The organism is Pseudomonas sp. 910_21, from assembly GCF_052850735.1.
Window position 1 is genome coordinate 557,033 of the sequence record NZ_VXCY01000003.1, and the last position, 25,381, is coordinate 582,413.

Genomic DNA, 25,381 nt, shown 5'->3' on the forward strand with positions numbered 1-25,381 from the left:
TTCTTAAAGCGACGAGTATTTCTTGCGCAGACGCTGACGAATCAGTTCTGCGAGGGTGTTCATGACGAAGGTGAACAACAGCAGCACCAGCGCCGAGAGGAACAGCACGCGGTAGTGGCTGCCGCCGACTTCCGATTCGGGCATTTCCACCGCGACGTTGGCGGCCAGGGTGCGCAGGCCTTCGAACAGGTTCATTTCCATGACCGGGGTGTTGCCGGTGGCCATCAGCACGATCATGGTCTCGCCCACGGCGCGGCCCATGCCGATCATCAGCGCCGAGAAAATCCCCGGGCTGGCGGTGAGGATCACCACGCGAGTCATGGTCTGCCACGGCGTGGCACCCAGGGCCAGGGAGCCCAGGGTCAGGCCGCGGGGTACGCTGAACACGGCGTCTTCGGCGATGGAGTAGATGTTCGGAATCACCGCGAAACCCATGGCCAGACCGACGACCAGGGCGTTGCGCTGGTCGTAGGTAATGCCTAAGTCATGGGAGATCCACATGCGCATGTCGCCGCCGAAGAACCAGTTCTCCATGAACGGGCTCATGTACAGCGAGAGGAAGCCGACGAAGATGATCACCGGGATCAGAATCGCGCTTTCCCAGCCTTCCGGCACTTTCAGGCGCAGGGATTCGGGCAAACGGCTCCAGGCGAAACCCGCCACCAGGATGCCGATCGGCAGCAGGAGCAGCAGGCTGAAGATGCCCGGCAAGTGGCCCTCGACATAAGGCGCGAGGAACAGCCCGGCGAAGAAGCCGAGGATCACCGTCGGCATCGCTTCCATCAGTTCGATCACCGGCTTGACCTTGCGGCGCATGCCCGGGGCCATGAAGTAGGCGGTGTAGATCGCCGCAGCCACCGCCAGCGGAGCCGCCAGCAACATGGCGTAGAACGCCGCCTTCAGGGTGCCGAAGGTCAGGGGCGAGAGGCTCAGCTTGGGTTCGAAATCGGTGTTGGCCGCGGTGGATTGCCAGACGTATTTAGGCTCGTCGTAGTTCTCGTACCAGACCTTGCTCCACAGCGCGCTCCAGGACACTTCCGGGTGCGGGTTGTCCAGCAGCAGCGGTTGCAGCTTGCCGCCGGCCTCGACGATCACCCGGTTGGCCCGTGGCGACAGGCCGAACAGGCCCTGGCCGTCCACCACCTGATCCACCAGCAGGGTGCGGTGGGCAGTGCTGTGGAACACCCCGAGCTTGCCGGCGGCGTCCAGGGCAACGAAGCCCTTGCGACGCTCTTCGGCGGTGATTTCAAGGATAGGCGCGGTGCCCATCTGGAAGGTGCGGATCTGTTTCAGGCGCAGTTCGCCATCCGGGTCGCGGGCCATGAACCACTGAGCCAGGCCGCCCTTGGAGGTGCCGATGATCAGCGAGATGCCGCCCACCAGCTGGGTGCTGGCCGTGACTTCGGTGTTGGCATCTTCCAGCAGCTTGTAGCGACCGTTGAGACTCTTGTCGCGCAGGCTGAACACGTCGGCCTGGGCCCGTCCATTGATCACATACAGCCATTGCTGGCGCGGATCGATGTACATCGCCTTCACCGCCTCGGTCATCTGCGGCAGCTCGATGCGGCTCTGCTCGCTGGTGACTTCGCCGGTCATCATGTTTTCTTCGCGGGTCAGCTTCAGCACATGCAGTTGCGAACCGGTGGAACCGGCGATGATCAGCGACGAGTCGGTGGCGTTGAGGTTGACGTGTTCCAGCGCGCCGCCCTGCTCGTTCAGGGTGATCGGGGTGTCGCCGTAGGGGTACTCGATGGCCGGCGAGATGGTCTTCTTGCCGTCCGGGTAGCTGACCTTGTAGGTGTGACGGAACACCAGGGCCTGGCCGTTGGACAGGCCGACCACCACCAGCGGATTGCCGGGCTGGTCCTTGCCGATGGAGGTGACGCTGGCGCCCGCCGGGATCGGCAGGTCGACCTTGCGTAGCTCGGCACCGCTGTCGATGTCGAAAAACAGCGCCTGGCCCTTGTCGGAAACGCGCATGCCGACCTGATTCTGCTCTTCCAGAGAGAACATCAGCGGCTTGCCGGCGTCCTGCATCCAGGCAGGCGTCAGAGGGTCCTTGGCGGTCAGCTCGGCCCCTTGGAACAGCGGCGCGACAACGTAGGCGAGGAAGAAGAAGATCAGGGTGATCGCACCCAGCACCGCCAGGCCGCCGACAAGGACGTACCAGCGAGTCAGACGATCTTTGAGCGCGCGGATGCGGCGCTTGCGTTGCAGTTCAGGCGTATTGAAGTCAATGCGCTTGGGGGGAGAAGTCGTAGTCATGGGGGAGTTGGCCAGATCATTCATGCGCACACCCTAGCGATCCTGTATGACAGAAAGATGACAATGCAGTGACGCAACAAATCCGCCGCGTGGCAGAGCCTGCAGCGGACAGAAAAATGAGGTTGCAGGAGCCGACTCACCGGCGAACAGAGCCTTGAGCGCTAGTCGCCCTGAAGGGCGCTTTCGCTGGCAAGCGGAACGCCGCCCGGCCAGCTCCTACGAAAACCAGAAGGTCCGGGGAGCCCGGACCTTCTGCGGCGGCTTATGCGCCTTCTTTCAGACCCAGGTCAGCCAGGGCCTTGGCGGCCACCTTGGCTGGCAGTGGGATGTAGCCGTCTTTCACGACCACTTCCTGACCCTGTTTGGACAGGACCAGTTTCACGAACTCGGCTTCCAGCGGGGCCAGAGGCTTGTTCGGGGCCTTGTTGACGTAGACGTAGAGGAAGCGCGACAGCGGGTACTTGCCGTTCAGGGCGTTTTCTTCGGTGTCTTCGATGAAGTCGCTGCTGCCTTTCTTGGCCAGGGCCACGGTCTTCACGCTGGCGGTCTTGTAGCCGATGCCCGAGTAGCCGATGCCGTTCAGCGAGGAGCTGATGGACTGCACCACCGACGCCGAACCGGGTTGCTCGTTGACGTTAGGCTTGTAGTCGCCTTTGCACAGGGCTTCTTCCTTGAAGTAGCCGTAGGTGCCGGATACCGAGTTGCGACCGAACAGCTGAACCGGCTTGTTGGCCAGGTCGCCCTTCACGCCCAGGTCGCCCCAGGTCTTCACTTCTTCTTTAGCGCCGCACAGACGAGTCGAGGAGAAGATCGCGTCGACCTGTTCCATGGTCAGGTGCTGGATCGGGTTGTCCTTGTGCACGAACACCGCCAGGGCGTCCACGGCCACCGGGATAGCGGTTGGCTTGTAGCCGTACTTCTGCTCGAAGGCCGCGAGTTCCGTGTCCTTCATCTTGCGGCTCATAGGGCCCAGGTTGGAGGTGCCTTCGGTCAGCGCGGGTGGCGCGGTGGCGGAGCCGGCGGCCTGAATCTGAATGTTGACGTTCGGGTATTCTTTTTTGTAGTTCTCGGCCCACAGGGTCATCAGGTTCGCCAAGGTATCGGAACCGACGCTGGACAGGTTGCCCGACACACCAGTGGTCTTGGTGTAGCTCGGGATAGCAGGGTCAACAGCGGCAACCGCGTGGGCAGTCGCAACGCCAGCGGCGACAAAGGTCATTGCCGCCATCAAACGCTTCAGTTTCATGCCTTACTCCTAGCAGATAGGGTGTGTTAAGTCGGGGCCAAGTATCTGTAGGCCGTGTGAACACTCTATGTCCGGAATATGACAATTAGATGAAAGGCCAGCATTCCTCAACGGAAGCTGGCCTTTGCTTATTGTGTCGGTAGGAGCCGGCTGGCCGGCGAACCCATCTAAATGGGCATCAAGCCTGTCAGCGGCCCTTCTTCCACAGGTACAGCCCCACCAGCAGGCCGATGCCGCAAATGATTGCCACATAGTAGGCCGGGCCCATCGGGCTCTCCTTGAGCAGCCAGGTCACCACCATCGGCGTCAGGCCACCGAAGATCGCGTAGGCCAGGTTGTAGGAAAACGACAGGCCGCTGAAGCGCACCGCTGCCGGGAACGCCTTGACCATCACATAAGGCACCGCGCCGATGGTGCCGACGAACAGGCCGGTCAGGGCATACAGCGGGAACAGCCACTGCGGGTTGTCCAGCAGGCCGTGATAGAAGGTCCAGGAGGTGGCCAGCAACAAGGCGCTGCCGAAGACGAAGACCTTGCCGGCACCGAAACGGTCCGCCAGGGCTCCGGAGGCGACGCAACCCAGACTCAGGAACACGATCGCCAGGCTGTTGGCTTCCAAGGCAGTGATGGCCGGGAATTTATAGACGGTCTGCAGCACCGTAGGAGTCATCAGGATCACCACGATGATCCCGGCGGACAGCAGCCAGGTCAGCAGCATGGAAATGACGATGGCGCCACGGTGGTCGCGCAGCACCGCCCGCAGCGGCAGCTCTTCGGCCAGGGCCTTGCGCAGTTGCAGTTCGGCGAACACCGGGGTTTCGTGCAGCAGACGGCGCAGGTACACCGAGAACAGACCGAACACCCCGCCCAGCAGGAACGGGATACGCCAGGCGTAGTCCGCCACTTCCACCGGGGTATAGATGCTGTTGATCGCGGTGGCCACCAGCGAGCCCAGGAGAATCCCGGCGGTCAGGCCCGAGGTCAGGGTGCCGCAGGCATAGCCGATATGCCGCTGGGGCACGTGTTCGGAAACGAATACCCAGGCGCCGGGCACTTCACCGCCGATGGCCGCGCCCTGGATCACCCGCATCAACAGCAACAGGATCGGCGCCCACAGGCCGATCTGCGCGTAGGTCGGCAGCAGGCCCATGATCAGAGTCGGCACCGCCATCATGAAGATGCTCAGGGTGAACATCTTCTTGCGCCCCAGCAGGTCGCCGAAGTGGGCCATGACAATCCCGCCCAGGGGCCGCGCCAGGTAACCGGCGGCGAAGATGCCAAAAGTCTGCATCAGGCGCAGCCACTCAGGCATGTCCGCCGGGAAGAACAGCTTGCCGACCACGGTGGCGAAGAACACGAAGATGATGAAGTCGTAGAACTCCAGCGCACCGCCCAAGGCAGACAGCGACAGGGTCTTGTAGTCACTTCGGGTCAAGGGACGGGCGGGCTGCGCTGGCTGCGCGGCGCTCGAGGGCACAGTGGTCATGGCAAGGGCTTCTCTTATTAGTCGGTTCTGGAAGCCGCAACAGCGCTGGTTGGGGCCTGGCAGGTTCGGCACGATAGCAAATTGTTCGAATGCGTACACAGCGGCGCACAAATGACTCACAAATTTGCGAACTGAGTGGGTCGTCGCGGAGTCTATCGACCGATATACTCGCAAACCTCGAAGCGCAAAGCCGCTTCTGGCAAGGGTTGCTGTGCGAAAGCGCTGCTGCGCGCCCCAGTCCATGGATAGTGCCAGTCGATTTCGCAGAGTTTCTCTTTAGCACGCCTTAGAAAGAACGTGACGAACGTAGTATGTTCGGGCTGAATCGTTTTTCCTGAAGACGGCTATTCACCTGAAGTACCCATGAAGCGTCACGGGTCAGAGGCCCCCCGGCATGATAGAACTCGAACAAGAAGATCCAATCCCGCAAGGCGACCTGGCCCTGCAAATCACCGCTTTGCCCCGTGAAACCAACGGCTTTGGCGATATTTTCGGCGGCTGGCTGGTGGCGCAGATGGACCTGGCGGGCACCGCCATGGCCAGTCGCGTTGCTGGTGGCAGGGTGGCCACCGTGGCCATCGATCGCATGGCGTTCCTGGTGCCAGTGGCAGTGGGCGCGCAGCTGTCCTTCTATACCCAGACCCTGGAGATCGGCCGCAGCTCGATCCAGATGATGGTGGAAGTGTGGAGCGACGATCCCCTGTCCAGCGAATGGCGCAAGGTCACCGAAGCGGTGTTCGTATTCGTCGCCATCGACGGCAGCGGCCGCACCCGTTCGGTCCCGCCCCGCGCGCGTTAAACCTGGAGGCTGTTATGCGGTCCATAACAGCCCAAACCTTGCGAACGAGATCAGCAGCATGCCTACGCCCCACGTTGAAACGGTGAAACTGGATGAACTGAACTGCTGGCGCATTCGCCACGGTGACGCCGAACTGTTGGTGGCCCAGCAAGGCGCGCACATCCTCAGTTATCAAGTGGCCGGGCAACAGCCGCTGATCTGGCTCAACGACGAGGCGCAGTTCAAGACAGGCAAAAGCATCCGCGCCGGGGTTCCGGTGTGCTGGCCCTGGTTCGGCAACTTTGCGCGCAACCCGCAAAGCGTGCAGGCCATGCGCCAAAGCGCTGAACCGGCACCGGCCCACGGTCTGGTGCGGGCCTGCGACTGGGAACTGCAAGGCATCGAGAGTGAAGGCGACAGCTTGCTGGTGCATCTGCGCCTGCCCTGCCCCGCAGGCGGCTTCCCCGGCTGGCCCCATCAAGTGGAACCGAGCCTGAGCATCCGCCTCGACGAGCAACTGCACATCAGCCTTAGCAGCCATAACCTGGGCACTGAAAGCGTGAGCATCAGCCAGGCACTGCACAGCTACTTCGCGGTCAGCGATGTGCGCAAGGTGCAGGTGGAGGGCGTGGACGGGCTGAACTACATCGAAACCCTGGAAGACTGGAAAACCAAGGTGCAGAACGGCGCCCTGCGCTTTAGCGGCGAGACCGACCGCATCTACCTGAATGTTCCGGCGCAGCTGGAGATCGTCGACCCGCAGTGGCAACGACGGATTCGCCTGAACAGTGAAGGCTCGCGCACCGCAGTGATCTGGAACCCCTGGATCGACCGCGCCGCGCAATTCAGCGACATGGCCAACGACGGCTGGCAGCGCATGCTGTGCATCGAGACCGCCAACGTGATGGACGACATCGTCACCCTGGCCCCCGGCGCCCGCCACACCCTGAGCGTGAGCATCAGCGGCACCCCGCTCTGACCCCGCCTGCTCCGTAGGAGCTGGCTTGCCAGCGAAGAGGCCCTCAGGACCGCTTTCGCCGGCAAGCCGGCTCCTACCGCTCAACGGCGTTCAAATGCGCCGCTTCAGAGATCCGACTCCTGAACCACCCGCACCTTCGCCGCATCCAGGGCGTAGGCCGCGTCGGCCAGGTCATTGCTGACCTTCTCGATCTTCAAGGTGCCCGTCACCCACAGCGGCGTGTAAATGTCATCCAGCTTCACGCCCTTGGGAAAGCGCACCAGCACCAGCTGGTTGGGCGGCGGTGGCGGCACGTGGATGCAGGCGCCCGGATACGGCACCAGGAAAAACAGCGTGCTGCGCCCCTTGGCATCGGCTTCCAGTGGCACCGGATAACCGCCAAGGCGGATCTGCTTGTCGTTCATCGCTGGTACGGTCTTGGTGGAATACATCACCGCCGGCAAGCCCTTGCTTTGCTTCAGGCCACCCTTGTCGGTGAAGGTGCCGTTGGCTTCGGGGGAGTTGTGGTCGATTTCCGGCATCTGCTCCAGGGCCTTCTGGTCCGACTTGGGCATCAGCTCCAGCCAGTCGGTTTCCGGCAGTTCGCCAGCCTGGGCCAGGCCACAGCCCAGCAGAACAAAGGTCAATAGAAGACGGCGCATGAGAGGGTGGCTCGGTCAAAAAGGAAGGACGTGAAAACCCGGGCATTCTAGTGCCCAAACCGTCGGCTGCGTTGAAGTTTCAGATGAAGAAAAGGGCTCCCCTCCGCACGAGCGGCAGAGGGGGCTTGCAGGCTGGATCAGCTTTTTTTGATAAAGCTGTAGACCACCAGCAGGACAATCGCGCCCACCAGCGCACCGATGAAACCGGCACCTTGGCCAACCTCATAGAGACCCAGAGCACGGCCACCATAAGTGGCTGCAAAGGAGCCGGCAACGCCCAGCAGGATGGTCATGATCCAGCCCATGCTGTCGTCTCCCGGTTTGAGGAAACGCGCCAGCAGACCAACGATCAAGCCGATGAAAATGGTTCCAATAATGCCCATGGCTGTTCCTCTGTAGGGGGGATCAAGCCAAAGCCTAGTCAGCACTTTGGCATCCTGCTATCAGAGAACGGCGGGAAACGAAGGTTCCCGCCAGCCGGAGGATTTGTTACTCGGCGATCAGCGCTTGCACCTTGAGGATCTGCGCTTGCAGGGTCGCCTGATCGGCGCAGCGCAGGTTGGCGTGGCCGACCTTGCGCCCGACCTTGAAGGCCTTGCCGTAGTGATGCAAATGGCAGTCGTCAATGGCGATGACTTTGTCCACCGGCGGCACTTCACCGATGAAGTTGATCATGGCGCTCTCGCCGACTTTGGCGGTGGAGCCCAGGGGCAGGCCGGCCACCGCCCGCAGGTGGTTTTCGAACTGGCTGCACTCGGCGCCTTCGGTGGTCCAGTGCCCGGAGTTGTGCACCCGCGGAGCGATCTCGTTGGCCTTGAGGCCACCGTCGACTTCGAAGAATTCGAAGGCCATGACGCCGACGTAATCCAGCTGCTTGAGCACGCGGCTGGAGTAATCCTCGGCCAGGGCCTGCAGCGGGTGATCGCTGCTGGCCACCGACAGACGCAGGATGCCGCTGTCGTGGGTGTTGTGCACCAGCGGGTAGAAACGGGTTTCCCCGTCACGGGCACGCACGGCGATCAGCGAGACTTCGCCGGTGAACGGCACGAAGCCTTCCAGCAGGCAAGGCACGCTACCCAGTTCGGCGAAGGTGCCTTCGACGTCGGCGGCGCTGCGCAGGACCTTCTGGCCCTTGCCGTCGTAACCCAGGGTGCGGGTCTTGAGCACGGCAGGCAGGCCGATGCGCGCCACGGCAGCGTCGAGATCCGCCTGGGACTGGATGTCGGCGAACTCCGGGGTAGGAATCCCCAGGTCCTTGAACATGCTCTTCTCGAACCAGCGATCGCGGGCGATGCGCAGGGCTTCGGCGCTCGGGTAGACCGGCACGAACTGCGAGAGGAAGGCCACGGTTTCCGCCGGCACGCTCTCGAATTCGAAGGTCACCAGATCCACTTCATCGGCCAGCTGGCGCAGGTGATCCTGGTCGCCGTAGTCGGCCCGCAGGTGTTCGCCCAGGGCAGCGGCGCAAGCATCCGGCGCCGGGTCGAGGAAAGCGAAGTTCATTCCCAGCGGAGTCCCCGCCAGGGCCAACATGCGGCCCAACTGGCCGCCACCGATTACACCGATCTTCATCGTCAACAACCTCAGGCGACGCGCGGGTCTGGATTGTCCAGGACGCTGTCTGTCTGTTCAGCACGGAATTTTTTCAGCACCGCGTGGAACTGCGGGTGCTTGGCGCCCAGGATGCTCGCCGAGAGCAGGGCCGCGTTGATCGCACCCGCCTTGCCGATGGCCAGGGTGGCCACGGGGATGCCGGCCGGCATCTGCACGATGGACAGCAGCGAATCCACGCCCGAGAGCATCGACGACTGCACCGGCACGCCCAGCACCGGCAGGTGGGTCTTGGCCGCACACATGCCCGGCAAGTGCGCCGCGCCGCCGGCACCGGCGATGATCACCTCGATGCCACGCGCCTCAGCCTCTTCGGCGTACTGGAACAGCAGGTCCGGGGTGCGGTGTGCGGAAACCACCTTCACCTCGTAAGGGATGCCGAGCTTTTCCAGCATATCGGCGGTGTGGCTAAGGGTGGACCAATCGGACTTGGAGCCCATGATCACGCCAACCAGTGCACTCATCGTCGTGCCTCTTCTCTCTGGGCGCCCGCAGGCGCGTCAAAAACAACAAGCCACGCGAAAATGCGTGGCTTGACTGTACGAATTATGGCCGGACGAACCGGCCGAAGGCCGCGCAGTATACCGAAAAAGCCGCGCTAAACGCACTTTCGCCGACCATCTGTCGAACAAAGTATTTCCGGCGCAAAACCCCGGTTTTATTGACTCCCAGGTCAATCCCGTCCCCCTCGCAGGCGCTGGCTTGCCAGCGAAGAGACCCACCCTGCGATCACCACCCTCCCGGCCGACGCCTTCGCCGGCAAGCCGGCTCCTAGGTGGCCGCAGCTTGTGCGGCGGCGCCTTCCAGCTTGCGCCAGAGCAAGCGCACGTTGGCCTTGCGCACCAGGGCGCAGCGGTACAGGCGGATCTCCAGCGGCACATGCCATTGCGCGCCGCCGCAAACCACCAGTTCACCTCGGGCCAGTTCGGCACGCACGCTCAACTGCGGCACCCAGGCGATGCCCAGCCCTTCCAATGCCATGCTCTTGAGGCTGTCGGCCATGGCGGTCTCATAAACCGTGGTGAAACGCAGGTTGCGCTGGCGCAGCAGCAGATTCACCGAACGCCCGAGAAAGGCCCCGGCGCTGTACGCCAGCAGCGGCACGCTGGCCTCGCCTTCCAGGTCGAACAGCGGCTTGCCCTGGGGGTCGGCGGCACACACCGGGAGCATCTCGGTGTGCCCCAGGTGCAGCGAGGGGAAGATTTCCGAATCCATCTGCAAGGCGGCGTCCGGGTCGTAGAAGGCCAGCATCAGGTCGCAGCCGCCTTCGCGCAGGGCGTGCACCGCATCGCCGACGTTGGTGGCCACCAGCCGCGTGGCGATATTCAGTCCTTCATTGCGCAACTGGGCAATCCAGCGCGGGAAGAAGCCCAGCGCCAGGGAGTGGGCCGCCGCCACCTGCATCACCTCACCCTGCCCGCCTTCCAGATGGTGCAGGTGGCGTACCACCTCGCCGAGCTGTTCGACCACGGTGCGCGCGGTGACCAGGAACAACTGCCCTGCCGCCGTCAGTTCCACCGGCGTGCGCGAGCGGTTGACCAGGGTCAGGCCCAGGGCCGCTTCCAGGCTGCGGATGCGCCGACTGAACGCCGGCTGGGTCACGAAACGTCGCTCGGCAGCCTGGGAAAAGCTGCGGGTGGCGGCCAGGGCACTGAAGTCCTCGAGCCATTTGCTTTCCAGATTCATCACGTCCTCCCGGACACGCACCATTTTAGGTCACACGCTCGCCGGCAACCCGGCGTCACACCGCTATTATGCCGAATATGCATAGCCCAGTGTTTAACAGCATTGGCCCAAAAATTCCCTTCGGCCTAGGATTCGCAGCGTTCCCGGCACAGACCGGGTCCCTACCGAGATGATCTTCGTCATGTCCTCCGCTGCATCATTCCGCACCGAAAAAGACCTGCTTGGCGTACTCGAAGTACCCGCTCAAGCGTATTACGGCATCCAGACCCTGCGAGCGGTGAACAACTTCCGCCTCTCCGGTGTTCCGATTTCGCATTACCCGAAATTGGTGGTCGGCCTGGCAATGGTCAAGCAGGCAGCTGCTGACGCCAACCGCGAGCTGGGTCAGCTCAGCGAAGCCAAGCACGCTGCCATCAGCGAAGCTTGTGCCCGTCTGATCCGCGGCGATTTCCACGATGAGTTCGTGGTGGACATGATTCAAGGCGGCGCTGGCACTTCAACCAACATGAATGCCAACGAAGTCATCGCCAACATCGCGCTGGAGGCCATGGGCCACAGCAAGGGCGAATACCAGTACCTGCACCCGAACAACGACGTGAACATGGCGCAGTCCACCAACGACGCCTACCCGACCGCGATCCGCCTGGGTCTGCTGCTGGGTCACGACGCCCTGCTGGCCAGCCTCGACAGCCTGATCCAGTCGTTCGCCGCCAAAGGCGTCGAGTTCAGCCACGTCTTGAAGATGGGCCGTACCCAGCTGCAAGACGCCGTGCCGATGACCCTCGGCCAGGAATTCCGCGCCTTCGCCACCACTCTGGGTGAAGACCTGGCGCGCCTGAAGACCCTGGCCCCCGAGCTGCTGACCGAAGTCAACCTGGGCGGCACCGCCATCGGCACCGGCATCAACGCCGACCCGCGTTACCAGGCCCTGGCCGTGCAACGCCTGGCCGTCATCAGCGGCCAGCCGGTTGTTCCAGCTGCCGACCTGATCGAAGCCACTTCCGACATGGGCGCCTTCGTGCTGTTCTCCGGCATGCTCAAGCGTACCGCCGTGAAGCTGTCGAAGATCTGCAACGACCTGCGCCTGCTGTCCAGCGGCCCACGCACCGGCATCAACGAAATCAACCTGCCAGCGCGCCAGCCAGGCAGCTCGATCATGCCCGGCAAGGTCAACCCGGTGATCCCGGAAGCCGTGAACCAGGTAGCGTTCCAAGTTATCGGCAACGACCTGGCCCTGACCATGGCGGCCGAAGGCGGCCAACTGCAACTGAACGTGATGGAGCCGCTGATCGCCTTCAAGATCTTCGACTCGATCCGCCTGCTGCAACGCGCCATGGACATGCTGCGCGAGCACTGCATCACCGGCATCACCGCCAACGAAACCCGTTGCCGCGAACTGGTGGAACACTCCATCGGCCTGGTCACCGCGCTGAACCCGTACATCGGCTATGAAAACGCCACCCGTATCGCCCGCATCGCCCTGGAAAGTGGCCGTGGCGTACTGGAACTGGTGCGCGAAGAAGGCCTGCTGGACGACGCCATGCTCGACGACATCCTGCGTCCGGAAAACATGATTGCCCCGCGCCTGGTTCCGCTGAAAGCGTAACCACCGCGACACCGAAACATGCAACACCGCTCACCAGGTTGAGGGACTAGACACCTCTCACCTTTTGAGGGCTTGGAGCTTCGTCTCCAGGCCCTTTTTTTTGCCTGGAGAAAAGCAGAGTTTGTAAGGGGATGCCGCCCAGCATCGAAGCAGATTCGCTTTGTTTTGTAGGGCAAATCCGAGAGAATCCCCCACGCCTTTGAGCGCCTTGTACCCCTTCGAACGATCAGGCAGTCTCCCGGTGCCGCTGCCAAATCAGCGGCCCGGATGTGGAAGTCTGGGATAAAGGACGTGCAGTCGTCTCATTCGAACACCCTTGCCGATGCGGCTTGAGTGAACTCGATCTATGGCGGCTGTGCGTAGGGCACCCTCGGGTGCGCCGGTTCCTTTAGCCCGGTCTTCCACACCTGCGCACGGCTGCCACCCTCTCATGTGGAAGTGAGATCCGGCGGTTTCTTAAACGCTAAAGGAATCAGTCTCATGAAAAAGCTCGTCCCCGATCCACCCTTGTCTACCGATCATCCACGCCGTGACCCGGAGCTGGACCGCGCCAACGCCAACCTGCTGGCCGCCTTGCACGGCACCCGTCATCGCCCCTTCGGCCTGCGCGATGGCCAAGGCCATCCGCTGTTCGCCGTGCAACCCCAGGTGAATGCCGAAGACGCCCTGATGCACGTCTCCCTGCTGCTCAAATGCGCCGAAGAGGTGTCCGATGAAATCACCGAACGGGCCAGCGGCATCGAACGCGGACTGATCTGGTCCATGGTGCACTCGGTTGAAATGGCCCGCGCCGTGGTTGACGCCCTGCTCGACGGCGCCCGCCCCGGCCCCGCCTAAAACACCGCCCCGTAGGAGCTGGCTTGCCAGCGAAGAGGCCGGCCCTGCCTTCAGCGGCATTCCGGCTGACGCTTTCGCCGGCAAGCCGGCTCCTACAGGTCTTGCGAACATCGTGGGGCCCTTGTTTTAAACCAGCACAATCCATCGCCCAAGGTGGATAATCGCCCCTCCCAAACATCCGCCATCCCCGAGGCACCGCAGTCGATGGACCCGACGCACACCCAAGCCCTGCAACAGCTACGCAAGCTGATCCCCATCGGCCTGCGCCACGCCCAGGCCCTGCTGGAACGCTGCGCAGGCGATCCGCAGCAAGCCGCCGAGCTCTACAAAGCCGAGCTGTTGCAGGTGCTGGTAGACAAATCCGGCTTGCCCCCCGAACAAGCCCGGGAATACCTGCTCAACGCCGGCTACGACCTGAACCGCGCCCTGCACGCTATAGAAGAAGCGCGCTTCACCCTGACCCAGCGCATCCTGCGCAAGCATCACCGAAACAAAGGCCAGGCCCTGGACCTGATCGCTCAGGCCATCGAAACCACCGAGCAACTGCCGCGCCAGTACTGGCTGGATTTCGAACGTCTGGAACAACTGCCCCCGGCACCGCGTTGCTTCATGGTGCTCCACGAGTGGCTGGCCTTCGAGGACTGGGAGGGTTTCGACAGCGCCCTGCACTTTCACCTGCCCCAGGCGATCGCTCAGTTCAGGCTCCTGCAACTGGACGCCCTGGCAGACACCCTGGAACAGGCCGATCAACGCCAGCAACAGTTGCGCTCCGCGCAGGGCGCAAGCGACAGCGCCACCGAGCTGGCGGCTCGGGTCAATCAGGACCCGCTCTTCAACCGTTGCCAGGACAGCTACCGCCAACATCGATCCCAGCTCGACGAGCGTCTGTTGGAGTGGGTGGTACTGCATCAGCAAGCATTTCCCGCCTGAGCGGCACGGTCGCTGCTCACGCCACTCCTCGTCACACCCCAGAAGCCGGTAGACTGCCGCCCTCACCGAACACGGACCTCGGATTCAGCCCCCATGGAATTGCACTACAGCATCACCCCCGCCCACACCGACGCCTGGATTGCCGAACCGCTGAAGCAGGAACTGCTCAAGGATGATCAGCAGCATGTCCGGGCCATGACCACATTTGCCCGGTGGCAAAGCCGCTTTATCGGTCCCGTGATGTTCACCCTGTGCCTGGTCGGCGGCTGCCTGTCGATCTACTTCCCCGAGCGCAACTTCACCCCGGAGAAGGTCATCGCCATGGTGGCCTTCGCGTTGATCTTCATCCCCCTGTGGTGGCGCTTTTCCGGGCGCTGGATCAAGCACCTGCAAGCCCGTATTGCCGCCACCCCGATCAAACCCCAAGCGCCGTTGCGCGGGTTGAGTCAGCGCCTGATCGAAACCCGGTTGCGGGCCGTCAAAGGCACCTATTACCTGAATTTCGACGATCAGGGCTTCACCCTGCTCAACGCCCGCGGAGGTCAGAGCAGCCTGGCCTGGAAGCAGATTGTGCATGTGCAGGAAATAACGGATTTCTACCTCGTGGCTGACGCCGATATGGCCCGCGAGGGCATGGCCTGTTTCATCGCCAAACACAGTGACCTGATGCCGGTCGAGGAATACCAGCAAAAGCTGCAGGGGTTTCTGAGCAAATGCCCAGTGGCGCCGTCAGCCCACTGAGCACACCTCGCAACGCCCCCTCGACGCCCCACAAACGGAATTTGCATGCACACATCAGCGTCCTCCCCCCGCCCTGCCCGCGCGCTGGCCATCCTCGGCACTGGCCACGCCCTGCCGCAGCAGGTGGTCACCAGTATTGAACTGGACAGCCAGCTCGGCCTGGAAACCGGCAGCGTAGCGCGCATCAGCGGAGTGCAGCAGCGCCACGTCGCCGGCCCCGCGGACACTGCCGCCAGCCTCGGCGCCAGCGCCGCGCTCCAGGCCCTGCACGCGGCGGGCCTGGAGCTGGATCAGCTGGACCTGATCGTCTGCGCCAGCGGCACCATGGACCAGGGCATGCCCTGCAATGCGGCGCTGCTGCAACGAGAGCTGGGCCTGGGGCAGTCGGGCATTCCGGCCATGGACATCAACGCCAGTTGCCTGGGCTTTATTGCCGCCCTGGACACCCTGTCCTGGCCGATCCAGGCCGGGCATTACCGGCGCGTACTGCTGGTGTGCGCCGACATCGCCTCCTGTGGCCTGGACTGGCAGCAGGTGGAAGTCTGCGGCATCTTCGGCGACGGTGCGGCAGCGGTAGTGCTGGAAGCGGGCGACGGCGGCCCGAAGATCCTCGCCTCGCGCCTCAAGACCTACGCCGAAGGCGCCGCGCTGTGCCAGATCCCCGCCGGCGGTTCGCGCTTTCATCCGCGGCGCATCCAGGTGCCGTTCGAGCCCCTGACCAGCTTCGCCATGCAGGGCAAAGGCGTGTTCCGCCTCGCGGCCAAGTACCTGCCCGAACTGATGGACGATTTGCTGCAGCAAGCCGCACTGCCCCTTGCGCAGATCGACTGGATCATCCCCCATCAAGCCAGCCAGCAAGCCATGCAGCATGCGGCCAAGCGCCTGAGCCTGGGGCCGGAGAAGGTCATCGATATCTTTGCCCAGCATGGCAATCAGGTGGCGGCGTCCCTGCCCACCGCTCTGGACATCGCAGTGCGCGACGGGCGCATTCAACGCGGGCAAACCCTGATGCTGATCGGCACCGGCGCGGGCCTGTCCCTCGGCGGCATGATCCTGGAGTTTTGATGAAGATCCTGGTCACCGGCGGCACCGGTTTTATCGGACGGCATCTGGTCTGGAAGCTAGCCGCCGAAGGCTGCGAGGTGCAGTTCAGCGGGCGCAACCCCGAGGCGGCGGCGCAAGTCATTGCCCACAGCCCGGCGCCCGTGCGCTGGCTACCCCTGGAGCACGGCAGCCCGTTGGCCAAACGCCTGCTGGCCGATGCCAGCCGCGAGCATGACGCCATCGTCCATTGCGCTGCGCTGTCTTCGCCCTGGGGTTCGCCCCAGGCGTTTGCCCGGGCCAACCTCGACTCCACCGCCGAGGTGATCCACGCCTGCAGCAAGAACCGCATTGCGCGGCTGGTGCATATCTCCACCCCGAGCCTGTACTTCAACTTCAGCGACCGCTTGGGTATCCGCGAAGACCAGCCGCTGCCAGCCCCGGTGAACGACTACGCCCGCAGCAAGGCCCAGGCCGAAACCCTGCTGGCAGACGCCAAGTTGCCCGAATGCGTGATCCTGCGGCCCCGGGCGGTGTTCGGCCCCTGGGACGCGACCCTGATGCCGCGCCTGCTGCGGGTGATGCAGCGCGGGGCGATTCCGCTGATGCGCGGCGGCCAGGCACAGCTGGACCTGACCTGCGTCGACAATCTGGTGCACGCCGTGTGGCTGGCGCTGACCCGGCCCCTGCCGCGCCCGCTGTGCGTCTACAACCTGAGCAACGGCACGCCCCTGGCCTTCAAGGACCTGCTGCAACAGATGGCCGAGCACTTCCGCCTGCCCCTGCGCACCCGTCGCCTGCCCTGGCCTCTGGTGCATGGCGTGGCGCGCCTGCTGGAGCTCAAGGCGCGCCTGGGCAACGGTGCCGAACCCTTGATTACCCGCTACGGCGCAGGCGTCCTGGCCTTCAGCCAGACCCTGGACATCAGCGCCATCCAGCGCGAGCTGGGCTACCGCCCGGTGATCAGCCAGGAACAGGGCATCGCCCAGCACGCCCAATGGTGGCTGGCCCAACAGAGGCAAAGACCATGAGCCGCCGCGTGAGCTTGAAGATCCTGCGGGCCGGCTGGTGTCAGCACCTGGAATGCATGGCCGACCGCGGCGGGCGCCTGGCGCCGGTGCAGTTTCCGGCGCTGTGCGGGCTGATCCAGCACCCGGACCACGGCTGGATTCTGTACGACACCGGCTACGCCGAGCACTTCTTCCAGGCCACCCGCGCCCTGCCCGAGCGCCTGTACCGCAGCGCGGTGCCGGTGCAGTTGCCGGTGGTCGAGCAGTTGGGCGCGCAGTTGCATGAGCTGGGCATCGGCCCGGGGGATATCCGCTACGTGATCATTTCCCACTTCCACGCCGACCATATCGCCGGCCTGCGGGATTTTGCCAATGCGCGCTTTATCGCCCTGGAGGCCGATTACCGACATATCGACAGCCTGCGCGGTCAGCGTTGGCGCGCCACCCTTGGCGGCCATCTGCCGGGCTTGCTGCCGGACGACTTCAGCGCCCGTCTACGCCTGGCTGAAGCCAGCCCCAGCTGTGCGCTGCCGGGCTGGATGGCGCCCTTCGAGCAGGGCCTGGACCTGTTCGGCGATGGCAGCCTGATCGGCGTGCCGCTGCCCGGGCACAGCGAAGGCCAGTTAGGCCTGTTCATCCCCGACGCCCAGGGCCGGCCGGTGTTCCTGGTGGCCGACGCCTGCTGGTCGGTGCCGGCTTGCCGCGCCGAGCGCCTGCCAGCTGCACCGGCACTGTGGTTTGCCAGCGCCGACCGCCAGCAATACGTACGTACCTACAGCGGCCTGGGCCAACTGATCCGCCGCGAACCGGCGGTAGCGGTGCTGCCGTCCCATTGCACCCAGGCCTGGGAGGCGTTCAGCAATGAACAGTGAGCGTCTTGTGGGCACCCTGCGCAGCATCGGCGCCTTCGTGTTCAGCCGCTACGCCCTGCGCTTTCGCCGTCGCGAGCGGCTGGAAGCCTGGCAGGCCCGGCGCCTGCGGCACTTCATGGCCCGGGTCATGCCCCGTGGCCAGCGCTTCAAGGGGCTGACCCACGACGACCTGCACCGCCTGCCGATCATGGACAAGGCAGCGCTGATGAGCGACTTCGCCGGCTTCAACACCCGCGCCCTGGGCCTGGAACAAGTGTTGCCGGTGGCCCTGCAGGCGGAACGTTCCCGGGACTTCAGCCCGACCCTGGGGGACATCACCGTGGGCCTGTCCAGCGGTACCTCGGGGGCCCAGGGGGTGTTCCTGGTCAGCAGCGTGGAACGCCAACGCTGGGCCGGCATCCTGCTGGCGCGCACCCTGCCCCGGGCCCTGCTGCCGCGGCTGGTATGCCCCTGGCTGGCGCCGCTGCGGATCGCCTTTTTCCTGCGGGCCAACAGCCGCCTGTACACCACCCTGGCCAGCCGCCGCATCGACTTCGCCTTTCATGACCTGACCCTGGGCCTGGCCGCCTCCCTGGAACGCCTCAACCAACAGAACCCGGACGTGCTGGTGGCCCCGGCCACAGTGCTGCGGGGGCTGGCCCAGGCGGCCCTGGCCGGGCAGCTGACGATCCGCCCACGGCACATCCTGTCGGTGGCCGAAGTGCTGGAAAGCACTGACGCCGAGCGGGTGCAGCAAGCCTTCGGGCGCAAGCCGCAGCAGATCTATCAGGCCAGCGAAGGCTTCCTCGGCTACACCTGCGAGGCCGGCACCCTGCACCTGAATGAAAGCCACCTGCACATCGAGCCGCAATGGCTGGACCCTGAGCACACGCGCTTCCAGCCGATCATCACCGACTTTTCCCGGCGTACGCAGCTGATCGTGCGTTATCGCCTCAACGACATTCTGCGGGTGGCCAGCGCGCCCTGCCCCTGTGGCCGTGCGGAGCGGGCCATCGCCGCCGTGGAAGGCCGCGCCGACGAAATCCTCTGGCTGCCGCGGCTCGACGGCCAGCAGTTGGCACCGCTCTACCCCGACGTATTGCGCCGGGCCCTGCTGATGCTTGGGGCGGCGCTTGAGGAATACCAAATCCACCAGCGCGGGCTGCTCTGGCAGATCAACCTGCACACCCGCGGCGACTACCACGGGCTGTGCCAGCGCTTGAGCGAGGCCCTCGCCGAGCTCTGCGCGCAACAAGGTCTGCAGATGCCGGAGCTGAGCTTCGGCCACTGGCAGGCGCCGCCGCCACAGACGAAAAGACGCCGCCTGCTGATGCTGCAACTTCCCGAGGGACTGCCATGCGTGTATTGATTCTCGGCGCCCGGGCCCCGGCCTGCCTGGAGTGGGCCCGGGCCTTCAGCCAAGCCGGCTGGACGGTGACCGTGGCCGATTCCCTGGCCCAGCCCCTGAGCCGTTTCAGCCGCGCCGCCGAGCACTTCGTGCGCCTGCCGGAGCCGCGCCACAACCCCCAAGCCTGGATCGAGGCCCTGGCCGCGGTCATCCGCCAACAGGCCATCGACCTGCTGCTGCCCACCTGCGAAGAGGTGTTCTACCTGGCCCACGGCCTGGAGCGCCTGCGCCCGCTGTGCCGGGTGTTCACCAGCGATTTCGACCTGCTGCACCGCCTGCATCACAAGGGCGATTTTGCTGCCATGACCCAGGGCTGGGACGTAGCCGCGCCGCCGACTCAGGTGCTGCATGACCCGGCCGCGTTGCAAGCACTGGCGGCAGAGCACGATGCCCTGGTGTTCAAGCCGGCCTATTCGCGCTTCGCCTCCCAGACCCTGATCCGCCCGAGCCCGGCGCAACTGGCGAAAGTCCGGCCCAGTAGCGATGCGCCCTGGGTGGCCCAGCGCTTTGTCCCCGGTCAGGAATACTGCAGCTTCAGCGTGCTGGTGGACGGCCAGTTGCGCGCCCACAGCAGCTACCAGCCGCGCTACCGGGTCGGGCGCGGCTCGGGGATCTACTTCCACAGCTGCGCCCCGGCGCCGATCCGTGCGTTCCTGGAACAGTTCGGCCAGGCCACCGGCTACACCGGGCAAGTGGGTTTTGACTTCATCGAGGACCAACAGGGCCGCTTCCATGTCCTGGAGTGCAACCCCAGGGCCACCAGTGGCGTGCACCTGTTCGACGATCAGCGCGTGCAACTGGTAGCGGCACTCGGCAGCCAGGCCGACGCAGCACTGCAGGCCACCCTGGAACCACGGATGATCGCCCTGGCCATGCTGCTTCTGGCCGCGCCGCAACGGGCCTTGAGCCGGGAGTTCTGGCGCGACTACCGACAAGCTCGGGACGTGATCGTCCAGGACGGCGATCGCGGCCCACTGACCGCCCAGCTGCTGAGCCTGACGGAAATCATCGGCCGCGCCCTGACCCGGCGCTGCGGGCTGCTGGCCGCCTCCACCGCCGACATCGAGTGGAACGGCCAGCCTCTGGGGGCGCCGCGCCCATGAAATTGTTGATGCCCGAGCAACTGGCCCTTGAGCCCCCGAGCACCGGCGACAGCCACGCCCGGCAGTACGTGCGCACCTGCGCCGGCGGCGCGCTGATCGGCAACGTCAGCACCGCCCTGGCTCTGCTGGATACCGGCCGCCAGCAGTTCCCGGTGAGCATCAACCACGGCCACGACCCTGTGGATAACTGCTACGTGGTGTCGCCGCAAACCGCCTACAGCGGCTACGCCCGGGAAGAACTGCAGCGTCTGCAACGGCCCTGGCTGGCCTGGCCGCTGAAGCTGCTGACCCAGGGCGTGGACCGGCTGCTGAGCGCGGCCAAGGTCGACCGTTTGGTGCAGGTCAACAACTGGCTGCTGTCGACCAACCTCTACCCGGCCGACTGGGATGGCGCCGAGCTCCCGGCGCTCACCGAACTGCTGCGCCGGGAATTTCCCGACCACGGCTTCGGTTTCCGCTCGCTCAACGACTTCAGCAACCTCGAACTGCGAAAGCGCCTGCAAGCCCTGGGCTACCTGGCGATTCCCAGCCGTCAGGTGTACCTGTTCGACGGCCGCGACGGCGAGGATTCAGCCTTCCTGCGCCACCACAACACCCGCCTGGACGCCACCCTGCTGCGCCGCAGCCCGTATACGGTGGTGCCCGGCAGCGAGCTGAGCGAGGCCGACTTCCAGCGCATCGAGCAGCTGTACAACCTGCTCTACCTGGACAAATACAGCCGCCTGAACCCCCACTACAGCGCCCAATGGCTACAACGCGGGCAGGCCGAGGGCTGGCTGCAAGTGCGTGCCCTGCGCAACGCCGAAGGGCGCATCGACGGCGCCCTGGGCTGGTTCGCCAACAGCGCCCTGATCAGCACCCCCATCGTCGGCTACGACACCGCCCTGCCCCAGCGCACCGGCCTGTACCGGCAACTGACAAGGCTGTGCCTGCAAGAGGCGGCGAACCGTCGTCAGGTGCTCAACTTCAGCTCCGGCGCGGCGGCCTTCAAGCGCCTGCGCGGCGGCCAGCCCGAAATCGAATACAGCCTGATCCACGTCGCCCACCTGCCCTGGTCGCGGCGCCTGGTGTGGCAACTGATGGGCCTGCTGCTGCAACGGATCGGTGTACCGCTGATGAGGAAGCTCAAATTGTGAACAGTCACTCGGGCTGGTGGCCCGTCGCCCAGAGCCGGCAGCTGCAACGTAAACCCCTGGCCTGCACCCTGCACGGCGTACCGCTGGTGCTGTTTCGCGACGCCGACGGCGCCGCCGCCGTGCTGCCGGACCGTTGCCCTCATCGCTTCGCGCCGCTGAGCGCCGGCCGGGTGCGCGACGGGCAGATCCAGTGTCCCTACCACGGCTGGCGTTTCGATCCCCAGGGCCGTTGCACTCAGTTGCCCGGCCAAGAGCAGCAGCGTTGCAGCCAACCCTTGCTGCAACCCCTGCACAGCTGCGAAACCCAGGGGCTGGTGTGGGCCAGCCTCGCCAGCGAGCGGCCGAATCAGCCCCCGGTGGCCGCCGCCGAGCAGGCCCAGGCCCTGGATGTGTTCTGGATCAGCGACCGGGTGCAGTGCAGCTTGCAGGACGCCGCGGAGAACTTCCTCGACGGCTTCCACACCCACTTCGTACACGCCGGATGGATTCGCCACGACCGCCAGCGCCAGCGCATTCGCGCCTGGGTGCATCGTCTGGAAGACGGGGTCGAAGCGCAGTACAGCGAGGAAGGCACCCAATCCGGACTGATCTCCCGACTGTTCGAAGGCGAGCGCGGCCTCAGCATGGGCCGCTTTCGCCTGCCGGGGCTGGCGGAAATCGAATACCGCGACCGTCAGGGCCGGCTCAACCTGCTGGTCAGCGCCTGGCTGAGCCCGGCCGCCGAGGGCGAACTGCGCCTGTTCGCCCGCATCGCCACGGCCCACGGGCACCTGCCGGGCTGGCTCAAGCGCGCTGTGCTGCAGCCCTTGTTCAAGGTGATCCTGAAACAGGACCGGCAGATCCTGGAAAAAGTCAGCGCCAACCAGCAGCACTTTGCCCAGGTGCCGCTGCGCTGGCAGCGGCCCACCCCACTGGACAGCTCGCTGGATCTGCTGGGGCCGTGGATTCGCCAGTTGCTGGAACAAGGTGAACTGAACAACTTCCAAGAACGCCGAGAGGAATTCTGGCTGTAATCCCGAAGGAGCCAGCTTGCCGGCGAACCAGACCTCAAGACCGGCGCCGTTCAAACGGGCCCATTCGCTGGCAAGCCAGCGCCTACGGCGGGCAGCAGTATCGCGGGGGTTATGCGGGCCCCTTGGGGCCCCTGTTCGCGGGGTTTTGCGGGGCGTGACAAGAACCGATTCAGCCTCCCTCCCCGCCTGCCGTTCCTCGGCTCGACGCGCTACATGCAGACGGCGAGCCCGCGCACCGGTATAGTGCGCCCCCTCTTCACGTGGACAGCCGTCGGTAACAAGGCTCAAACCCACGGGAAACCCGAACTAATAACAACCCGCGAATAGAGAACCGGGACGAACAATCGCCCCACCGCTTTGCCGTGCGTGCAATCAGCGGTGTAACAGAATGTTTCCGTCCGCTCTGCTTTTGCCTACACAAAAAACAGCGAGGAATAATCCATGCTCGAAGTCATCAACGACTTCCTCTCAGGGAAAGTGCTGATCGTGCTCATTGTCGGGCTCGGCAGCTACTTCACGATCCGCTCGCGTTTCGTTCAATTGCGCCACTTCCTCCACATGTTCGCGGTGTTCCGCGACAGCCTGAAAAGCAGCGGCGGTCAGCTCAGCTCGTTCCAGGCGCTGATGCTCAGCCTCGCCGGCCGGGTGGGCGCAGGCAACATCGCCGGTGTCGGTATCGCCGTGACCCTGGGCGGCCCTGGCGCGGTGTTCTGGATGTGGGTGACCGCACTGGTCGGAATGTCCAGCAGCTTCTTCGAGTGCACCCTGGCCCAGGTCTACAAACGCGCCGACGGCGACGGCCTGTACCGCGGCGGCCCGGCCTACTACATCCAGCACGGCCTGAAGCGCAAAGGCATGGCGGTGGTGTTCTCCATCCTGCTGCTGGTCACCTACGGCTTCGCCTTCATCGGCCTGCAGTCCTACACCGTGACGCACTCGCTGCAGGACGCCTTTGCCTTCGACCCAAGCCACACCGGCATCGTCCTGGCGGTGCTGCTGGCCATTACCTTCATCGGCGGCATCAAGCGCATCGCCGCAGTGTCCGACCTGTTGGTCCCGATCAAGACCCTGGCCTACATCGCCGTGACCCTGTACGTGATCGGCACCCAGATCGAACAAGTGCCGGCCATGCTGGAGACCATCATCAAGAGCGCCTTCGGTCTCGACCCGGCCTTCGGCGGCCTGCTCGGCAGCGCCATCGTCATGGGCGTGAAGCGTGGCGTGTTCGCCAACGAAGCGGGCCTGGGCAGTGCACCGAACGTCGCCGCCGTGGCCTCCGTGAAGCATCCGGGCGCCCAGGGCGTGGTCCAGGCTTTCAGCGTGTTCCTCGACACCTTCGTGATCTGCACCTGCACCGCGCTGCTGATCCTGCTGTCGGGCTTCTACACCCCGGGCTTCGAAGGCGACGGCATCGTCCTGACCCAGAACTCGCTGGCCGCCGTGGTCGGTGACTGGGGTCGCCTGTTCGTCAGCGTCGCGCTGTCGCTGTTCGTCTTCACCTGCATCCTCTACAACTACTACCTGGGCGAGAACAGCCTGCAGTTCCTCACCCGCAACCGCACCGTGCTGATGCTATTCCGCGGCCTGGTGCTGGCGCTGGTGGTATGGGGTTCGATGCAGGACCTTTCGACCGTGTTCGCCTTCGCCGACATCACCATGACCTGCCTGGCCTTCGTCAACCTGGTGGCCCTGGCCATGCTGTTCAAGGTCGGCCTGCGCGTGATGCGCGACTACGACGAGCAGCGCCGCGCCGGCGTCGACCAGCCAGTGTTCGACTCGCGCAAATTCGCCGATCTGGACCTGGACCTGAAGGCCTGGCCCGCCGAACCTTCGGCCCCCGCCCAGGCCGAGCCGCAAGGCGTGCCCGCAGCGCAACGCTGACGGGTGAACGACGGGCGCATCCTCTGCACCCGTCGGTTACAGTGCGATAAATGTCGGAGCGGGCTTGCCCGCTCCCACAGGAACTCACCGTTTCGGAGAATCCCATGAACCCTTCGACCTACCCTGCCGCCCAGCACGTCATGGTGCTCTACACCGGTGGCACCATCGGCATGCAGGCCAGCGCCGACGGCTTGGCCCCGGCCTCCGGCTTCGACGTGCGGATGCGCGCCTACCTCGACAGCCAGCCCGAGCTGGTGGTGCCGGCCTGGCGCTTTCGCGAGATGGCGCCACTGATCGACAGCGCCAACATGACCCCCGACTACTGGCAGCGCCTGCGTGAAGCGGTGGTCGAAGCCGTTGAGGTGCAGGGCTGCGACAGCGTGCTGATCCTCCACGGCACCGACACCCTGGCCTACAGCGCCGCCGCCATGAGCTTCCAATTGCTGGGCCTGCGCGCGCCTGTGGTGTTCACCGGTTCGATGCTGCCGGCCGGCGTGCCCGACAGCGACGCCTGGGAAAACCTCAGTGGCGCCCTGTTGGCCCTGGGCCAGGGCCTGGCACCGGGGGTGCACCTGTACTTCCACGGCGAACTGCTGGCACCGACCCGCTGCGCGAAGATCCGCAGCTTCGGCCGCCATCCGTTCGCCGCCCTGCAACGCAATGGCGGCGGCGCCAAGGCCGAAGCGATTCCGTCAGCGCTGGATTACCGCCAGGCCAAGCAACTGGCCAAGGTCGGCGTGCTGCCGCTGTTCCCCGGCATCGGCGCCGAGCTGCTGGACGGCGTGCTCGACAGCGGCATCCAGGCCCTGGTGCTGGAGTGTTTCGGCAGCGGCACCGGGCCCAGCGACAACCCGGCGTTTCTGGCCAGCCTCAAGCGCGCACAGGAGCAAGGCATCGTCGTAGTGGCGGTGACCCAGTGCCATGAAGGCGGCGTCGAGCTGGATATCTACGAAGCCGGCAGCCGCCTGCGCGGCGTGGGCGTGCTGTCCGGTGGCGGCATGACCCGGGAGGCGGCGTTCGGCAAGCTCAATGCGCTGCTCGGTGCCGGGCTGGAAAGCGCCGAAGTGCGGCGCCTGGTGGAACTCGATCTGTGTGGCGAGTTGAGCTGAAGCTCGCGCTCGGGAGCCGGTGG

At 64.8% G+C, this 25,381-nt stretch carries 23 protein-coding genes; 15 read left to right on the forward strand and 8 right to left on the reverse strand.

All coding sequences use genetic code 11. The features are described 5' to 3' along the window. Nucleotides 1–3: 3 nt before the first annotated feature. The 3 genes from FW796_RS12585 to FW796_RS12595 all read right to left on the reverse strand — a co-directional run bounded on the left by FW796_RS12585 (nucleotide 4) and on the right by FW796_RS12595 (nucleotide 4,997). The gene (locus FW796_RS12585; protein WP_404940122.1) at nucleotides 4–2,037 is read right to left on the reverse strand and encodes an ABC transporter permease subunit; all 2,034 of its coding nucleotides are present in this window, start codon (nucleotides 2,035–2,037) and stop codon (nucleotides 4–6) included. A gap of 490 nt (nucleotides 2,038–2,527) precedes the next feature. Further along, complete coding sequence (locus FW796_RS12590) at nucleotides 2,528–3,511, reverse strand: phosphate ABC transporter substrate-binding protein PstS (protein ID WP_016964962.1); 984 nt, start codon at nucleotides 3,509–3,511, stop codon at nucleotides 2,528–2,530. Between the two features lie 187 nt (nucleotides 3,512–3,698). Continuing rightward, nucleotides 3,699–4,997, reverse strand: coding sequence for an MFS transporter (locus tag FW796_RS12595; protein WP_015637502.1), 1,299 nt, complete (start codon nucleotides 4,995–4,997; stop codon nucleotides 3,699–3,701). A 394-nt stretch (nucleotides 4,998–5,391) separates the two neighbouring features. Here FW796_RS12595 and FW796_RS12600 point away from each other — a divergent pair, with 394 nt between their 5' ends. Further along, nucleotides 5,392–5,796 carry an acyl-CoA thioesterase gene (locus FW796_RS12600; protein ID WP_003229628.1) on the forward strand — a complete coding sequence of 135 codons (405 nt, stop codon included), beginning with the start codon at nucleotides 5,392–5,394 and terminating at the stop codon, nucleotides 5,794–5,796. A gap of 58 nt (nucleotides 5,797–5,854) precedes the next feature. Further along, a complete protein-coding gene (locus FW796_RS12605; RefSeq protein ID WP_446439403.1) occupies nucleotides 5,855–6,754 on the forward strand; it encodes a D-hexose-6-phosphate mutarotase in 900 nt (299 codons plus the stop codon). Between the two features lie 104 nt (nucleotides 6,755–6,858). Here FW796_RS12605 and FW796_RS12610 read toward each other — a convergent pair whose 3' ends face one another. From FW796_RS12610 to FW796_RS12630, 5 genes are all read right to left on the reverse strand, one after another. Next, nucleotides 6,859–7,395 (reverse strand): DUF3299 domain-containing protein, encoded by a 537-nt coding sequence (locus FW796_RS12610; protein WP_346634778.1) that lies wholly within the window; start codon nucleotides 7,393–7,395, stop codon nucleotides 6,859–6,861. A gap of 137 nt (nucleotides 7,396–7,532) precedes the next feature. After that, on the reverse strand, nucleotides 7,533–7,778 hold the full coding sequence (locus tag FW796_RS12615) for a GlsB/YeaQ/YmgE family stress response membrane protein (protein ID WP_446439404.1): 246 nt from the start codon (nucleotides 7,776–7,778) through the stop codon (nucleotides 7,533–7,535). A gap of 106 nt (nucleotides 7,779–7,884) precedes the next feature. Further along, on the reverse strand, nucleotides 7,885–8,967 hold the full coding sequence (locus FW796_RS12620) for a 5-(carboxyamino)imidazole ribonucleotide synthase (RefSeq protein ID WP_011064290.1): 1,083 nt from the start codon (nucleotides 8,965–8,967) through the stop codon (nucleotides 7,885–7,887). 11 nt (nucleotides 8,968–8,978) lie between these two features. After that, nucleotides 8,979–9,470 (reverse strand): 5-(carboxyamino)imidazole ribonucleotide mutase, encoded by a 492-nt coding sequence (gene purE / locus FW796_RS12625; RefSeq protein ID WP_016967060.1) that lies wholly within the window; start codon nucleotides 9,468–9,470, stop codon nucleotides 8,979–8,981. Nucleotides 9,471–9,777: 307 nt separating this feature from the next. Next, nucleotides 9,778–10,692, reverse strand: a complete 915-nt coding sequence (locus FW796_RS12630) for a LysR substrate-binding domain-containing protein (RefSeq protein ID WP_253128993.1) — start codon at nucleotides 10,690–10,692, stop codon at nucleotides 9,778–9,780. 181 nt (nucleotides 10,693–10,873) lie between these two features. Here FW796_RS12630 and aspA point away from each other — a divergent pair, with 181 nt between their 5' ends. From aspA to FW796_RS12695, 13 genes are all read left to right on the forward strand, one after another. Beyond that, entirely contained in the window at nucleotides 10,874–12,298 is a 1,425-nt protein-coding gene (gene aspA / locus FW796_RS12635) for an aspartate ammonia-lyase (RefSeq protein ID WP_025131510.1), read from the forward strand. A gap of 480 nt (nucleotides 12,299–12,778) precedes the next feature. After that, nucleotides 12,779–13,135 carry a DUF6124 family protein gene (locus FW796_RS12640; protein WP_346634776.1) on the forward strand — a complete coding sequence of 119 codons (357 nt, stop codon included), beginning with the start codon at nucleotides 12,779–12,781 and terminating at the stop codon, nucleotides 13,133–13,135. A gap of 204 nt (nucleotides 13,136–13,339) precedes the next feature. Next, nucleotides 13,340–14,065: a hypothetical protein gene (locus FW796_RS12645; protein WP_446439405.1), complete on the forward strand. Its 726-nt coding sequence runs from the start codon at nucleotides 13,340–13,342 to the stop codon at nucleotides 14,063–14,065. Between the two features lie 93 nt (nucleotides 14,066–14,158). Further along, on the forward strand, nucleotides 14,159–14,806 hold the full coding sequence (locus FW796_RS12650; RefSeq protein WP_446439406.1) for a hypothetical protein: 648 nt from the start codon (nucleotides 14,159–14,161) through the stop codon (nucleotides 14,804–14,806). A 45-nt stretch (nucleotides 14,807–14,851) separates the two neighbouring features. Then, a complete protein-coding gene (locus FW796_RS12655) occupies nucleotides 14,852–15,871 on the forward strand; it encodes a beta-ketoacyl-ACP synthase 3 (protein ID WP_346634773.1) in 1,020 nt (339 codons plus the stop codon). Further along, nucleotides 15,871–16,878 (forward strand): NAD-dependent epimerase/dehydratase family protein, encoded by a 1,008-nt coding sequence (locus FW796_RS12660; RefSeq protein WP_346634772.1) that lies wholly within the window; start codon nucleotides 15,871–15,873, stop codon nucleotides 16,876–16,878. Before FW796_RS12655 ends, FW796_RS12660 begins: the two co-directional genes overlap by 1 nt. Next, nucleotides 16,875–17,729 carry an MBL fold metallo-hydrolase gene (locus FW796_RS12665; protein WP_320335334.1) on the forward strand — a complete coding sequence of 285 codons (855 nt, stop codon included), beginning with the start codon at nucleotides 16,875–16,877 and terminating at the stop codon, nucleotides 17,727–17,729. Before FW796_RS12660 ends, FW796_RS12665 begins: the two co-directional genes overlap by 4 nt. Beyond that, nucleotides 17,719–19,077 (forward strand): F390 synthetase-related protein, encoded by a 1,359-nt coding sequence (locus tag FW796_RS12670; RefSeq protein ID WP_446439407.1) that lies wholly within the window; start codon nucleotides 17,719–17,721, stop codon nucleotides 19,075–19,077. Before FW796_RS12665 ends, FW796_RS12670 begins: the two co-directional genes overlap by 11 nt. Next, entirely contained in the window at nucleotides 19,065–20,219 is a 1,155-nt protein-coding gene (locus tag FW796_RS12675) for an ATP-grasp domain-containing protein (protein ID WP_404937927.1), read from the forward strand. The genes FW796_RS12670 and FW796_RS12675 overlap by 13 nt, the downstream gene beginning before the upstream one ends. Further along, nucleotides 20,216–21,355 (forward strand): hypothetical protein, encoded by a 1,140-nt coding sequence (locus tag FW796_RS12680; protein ID WP_446439408.1) that lies wholly within the window; start codon nucleotides 20,216–20,218, stop codon nucleotides 21,353–21,355. Before FW796_RS12675 ends, FW796_RS12680 begins: the two co-directional genes overlap by 4 nt. Continuing rightward, a complete protein-coding gene (locus FW796_RS12685; RefSeq protein WP_446439409.1) occupies nucleotides 21,352–22,368 on the forward strand; it encodes a Rieske 2Fe-2S domain-containing protein in 1,017 nt (338 codons plus the stop codon). Before FW796_RS12680 ends, FW796_RS12685 begins: the two co-directional genes overlap by 4 nt. A 441-nt stretch (nucleotides 22,369–22,809) precedes the next feature. Further along, complete coding sequence (locus FW796_RS12690) at nucleotides 22,810–24,249, forward strand: alanine/glycine:cation symporter family protein (RefSeq protein WP_346634767.1); 1,440 nt, start codon at nucleotides 22,810–22,812, stop codon at nucleotides 24,247–24,249. Between the two features lie 104 nt (nucleotides 24,250–24,353). Continuing rightward, the gene (locus tag FW796_RS12695) at nucleotides 24,354–25,358 is read left to right on the forward strand and encodes an asparaginase (RefSeq protein ID WP_346634766.1); all 1,005 of its coding nucleotides are present in this window, start codon (nucleotides 24,354–24,356) and stop codon (nucleotides 25,356–25,358) included. Nucleotides 25,359–25,381: the final 23 nt, after the last annotated feature.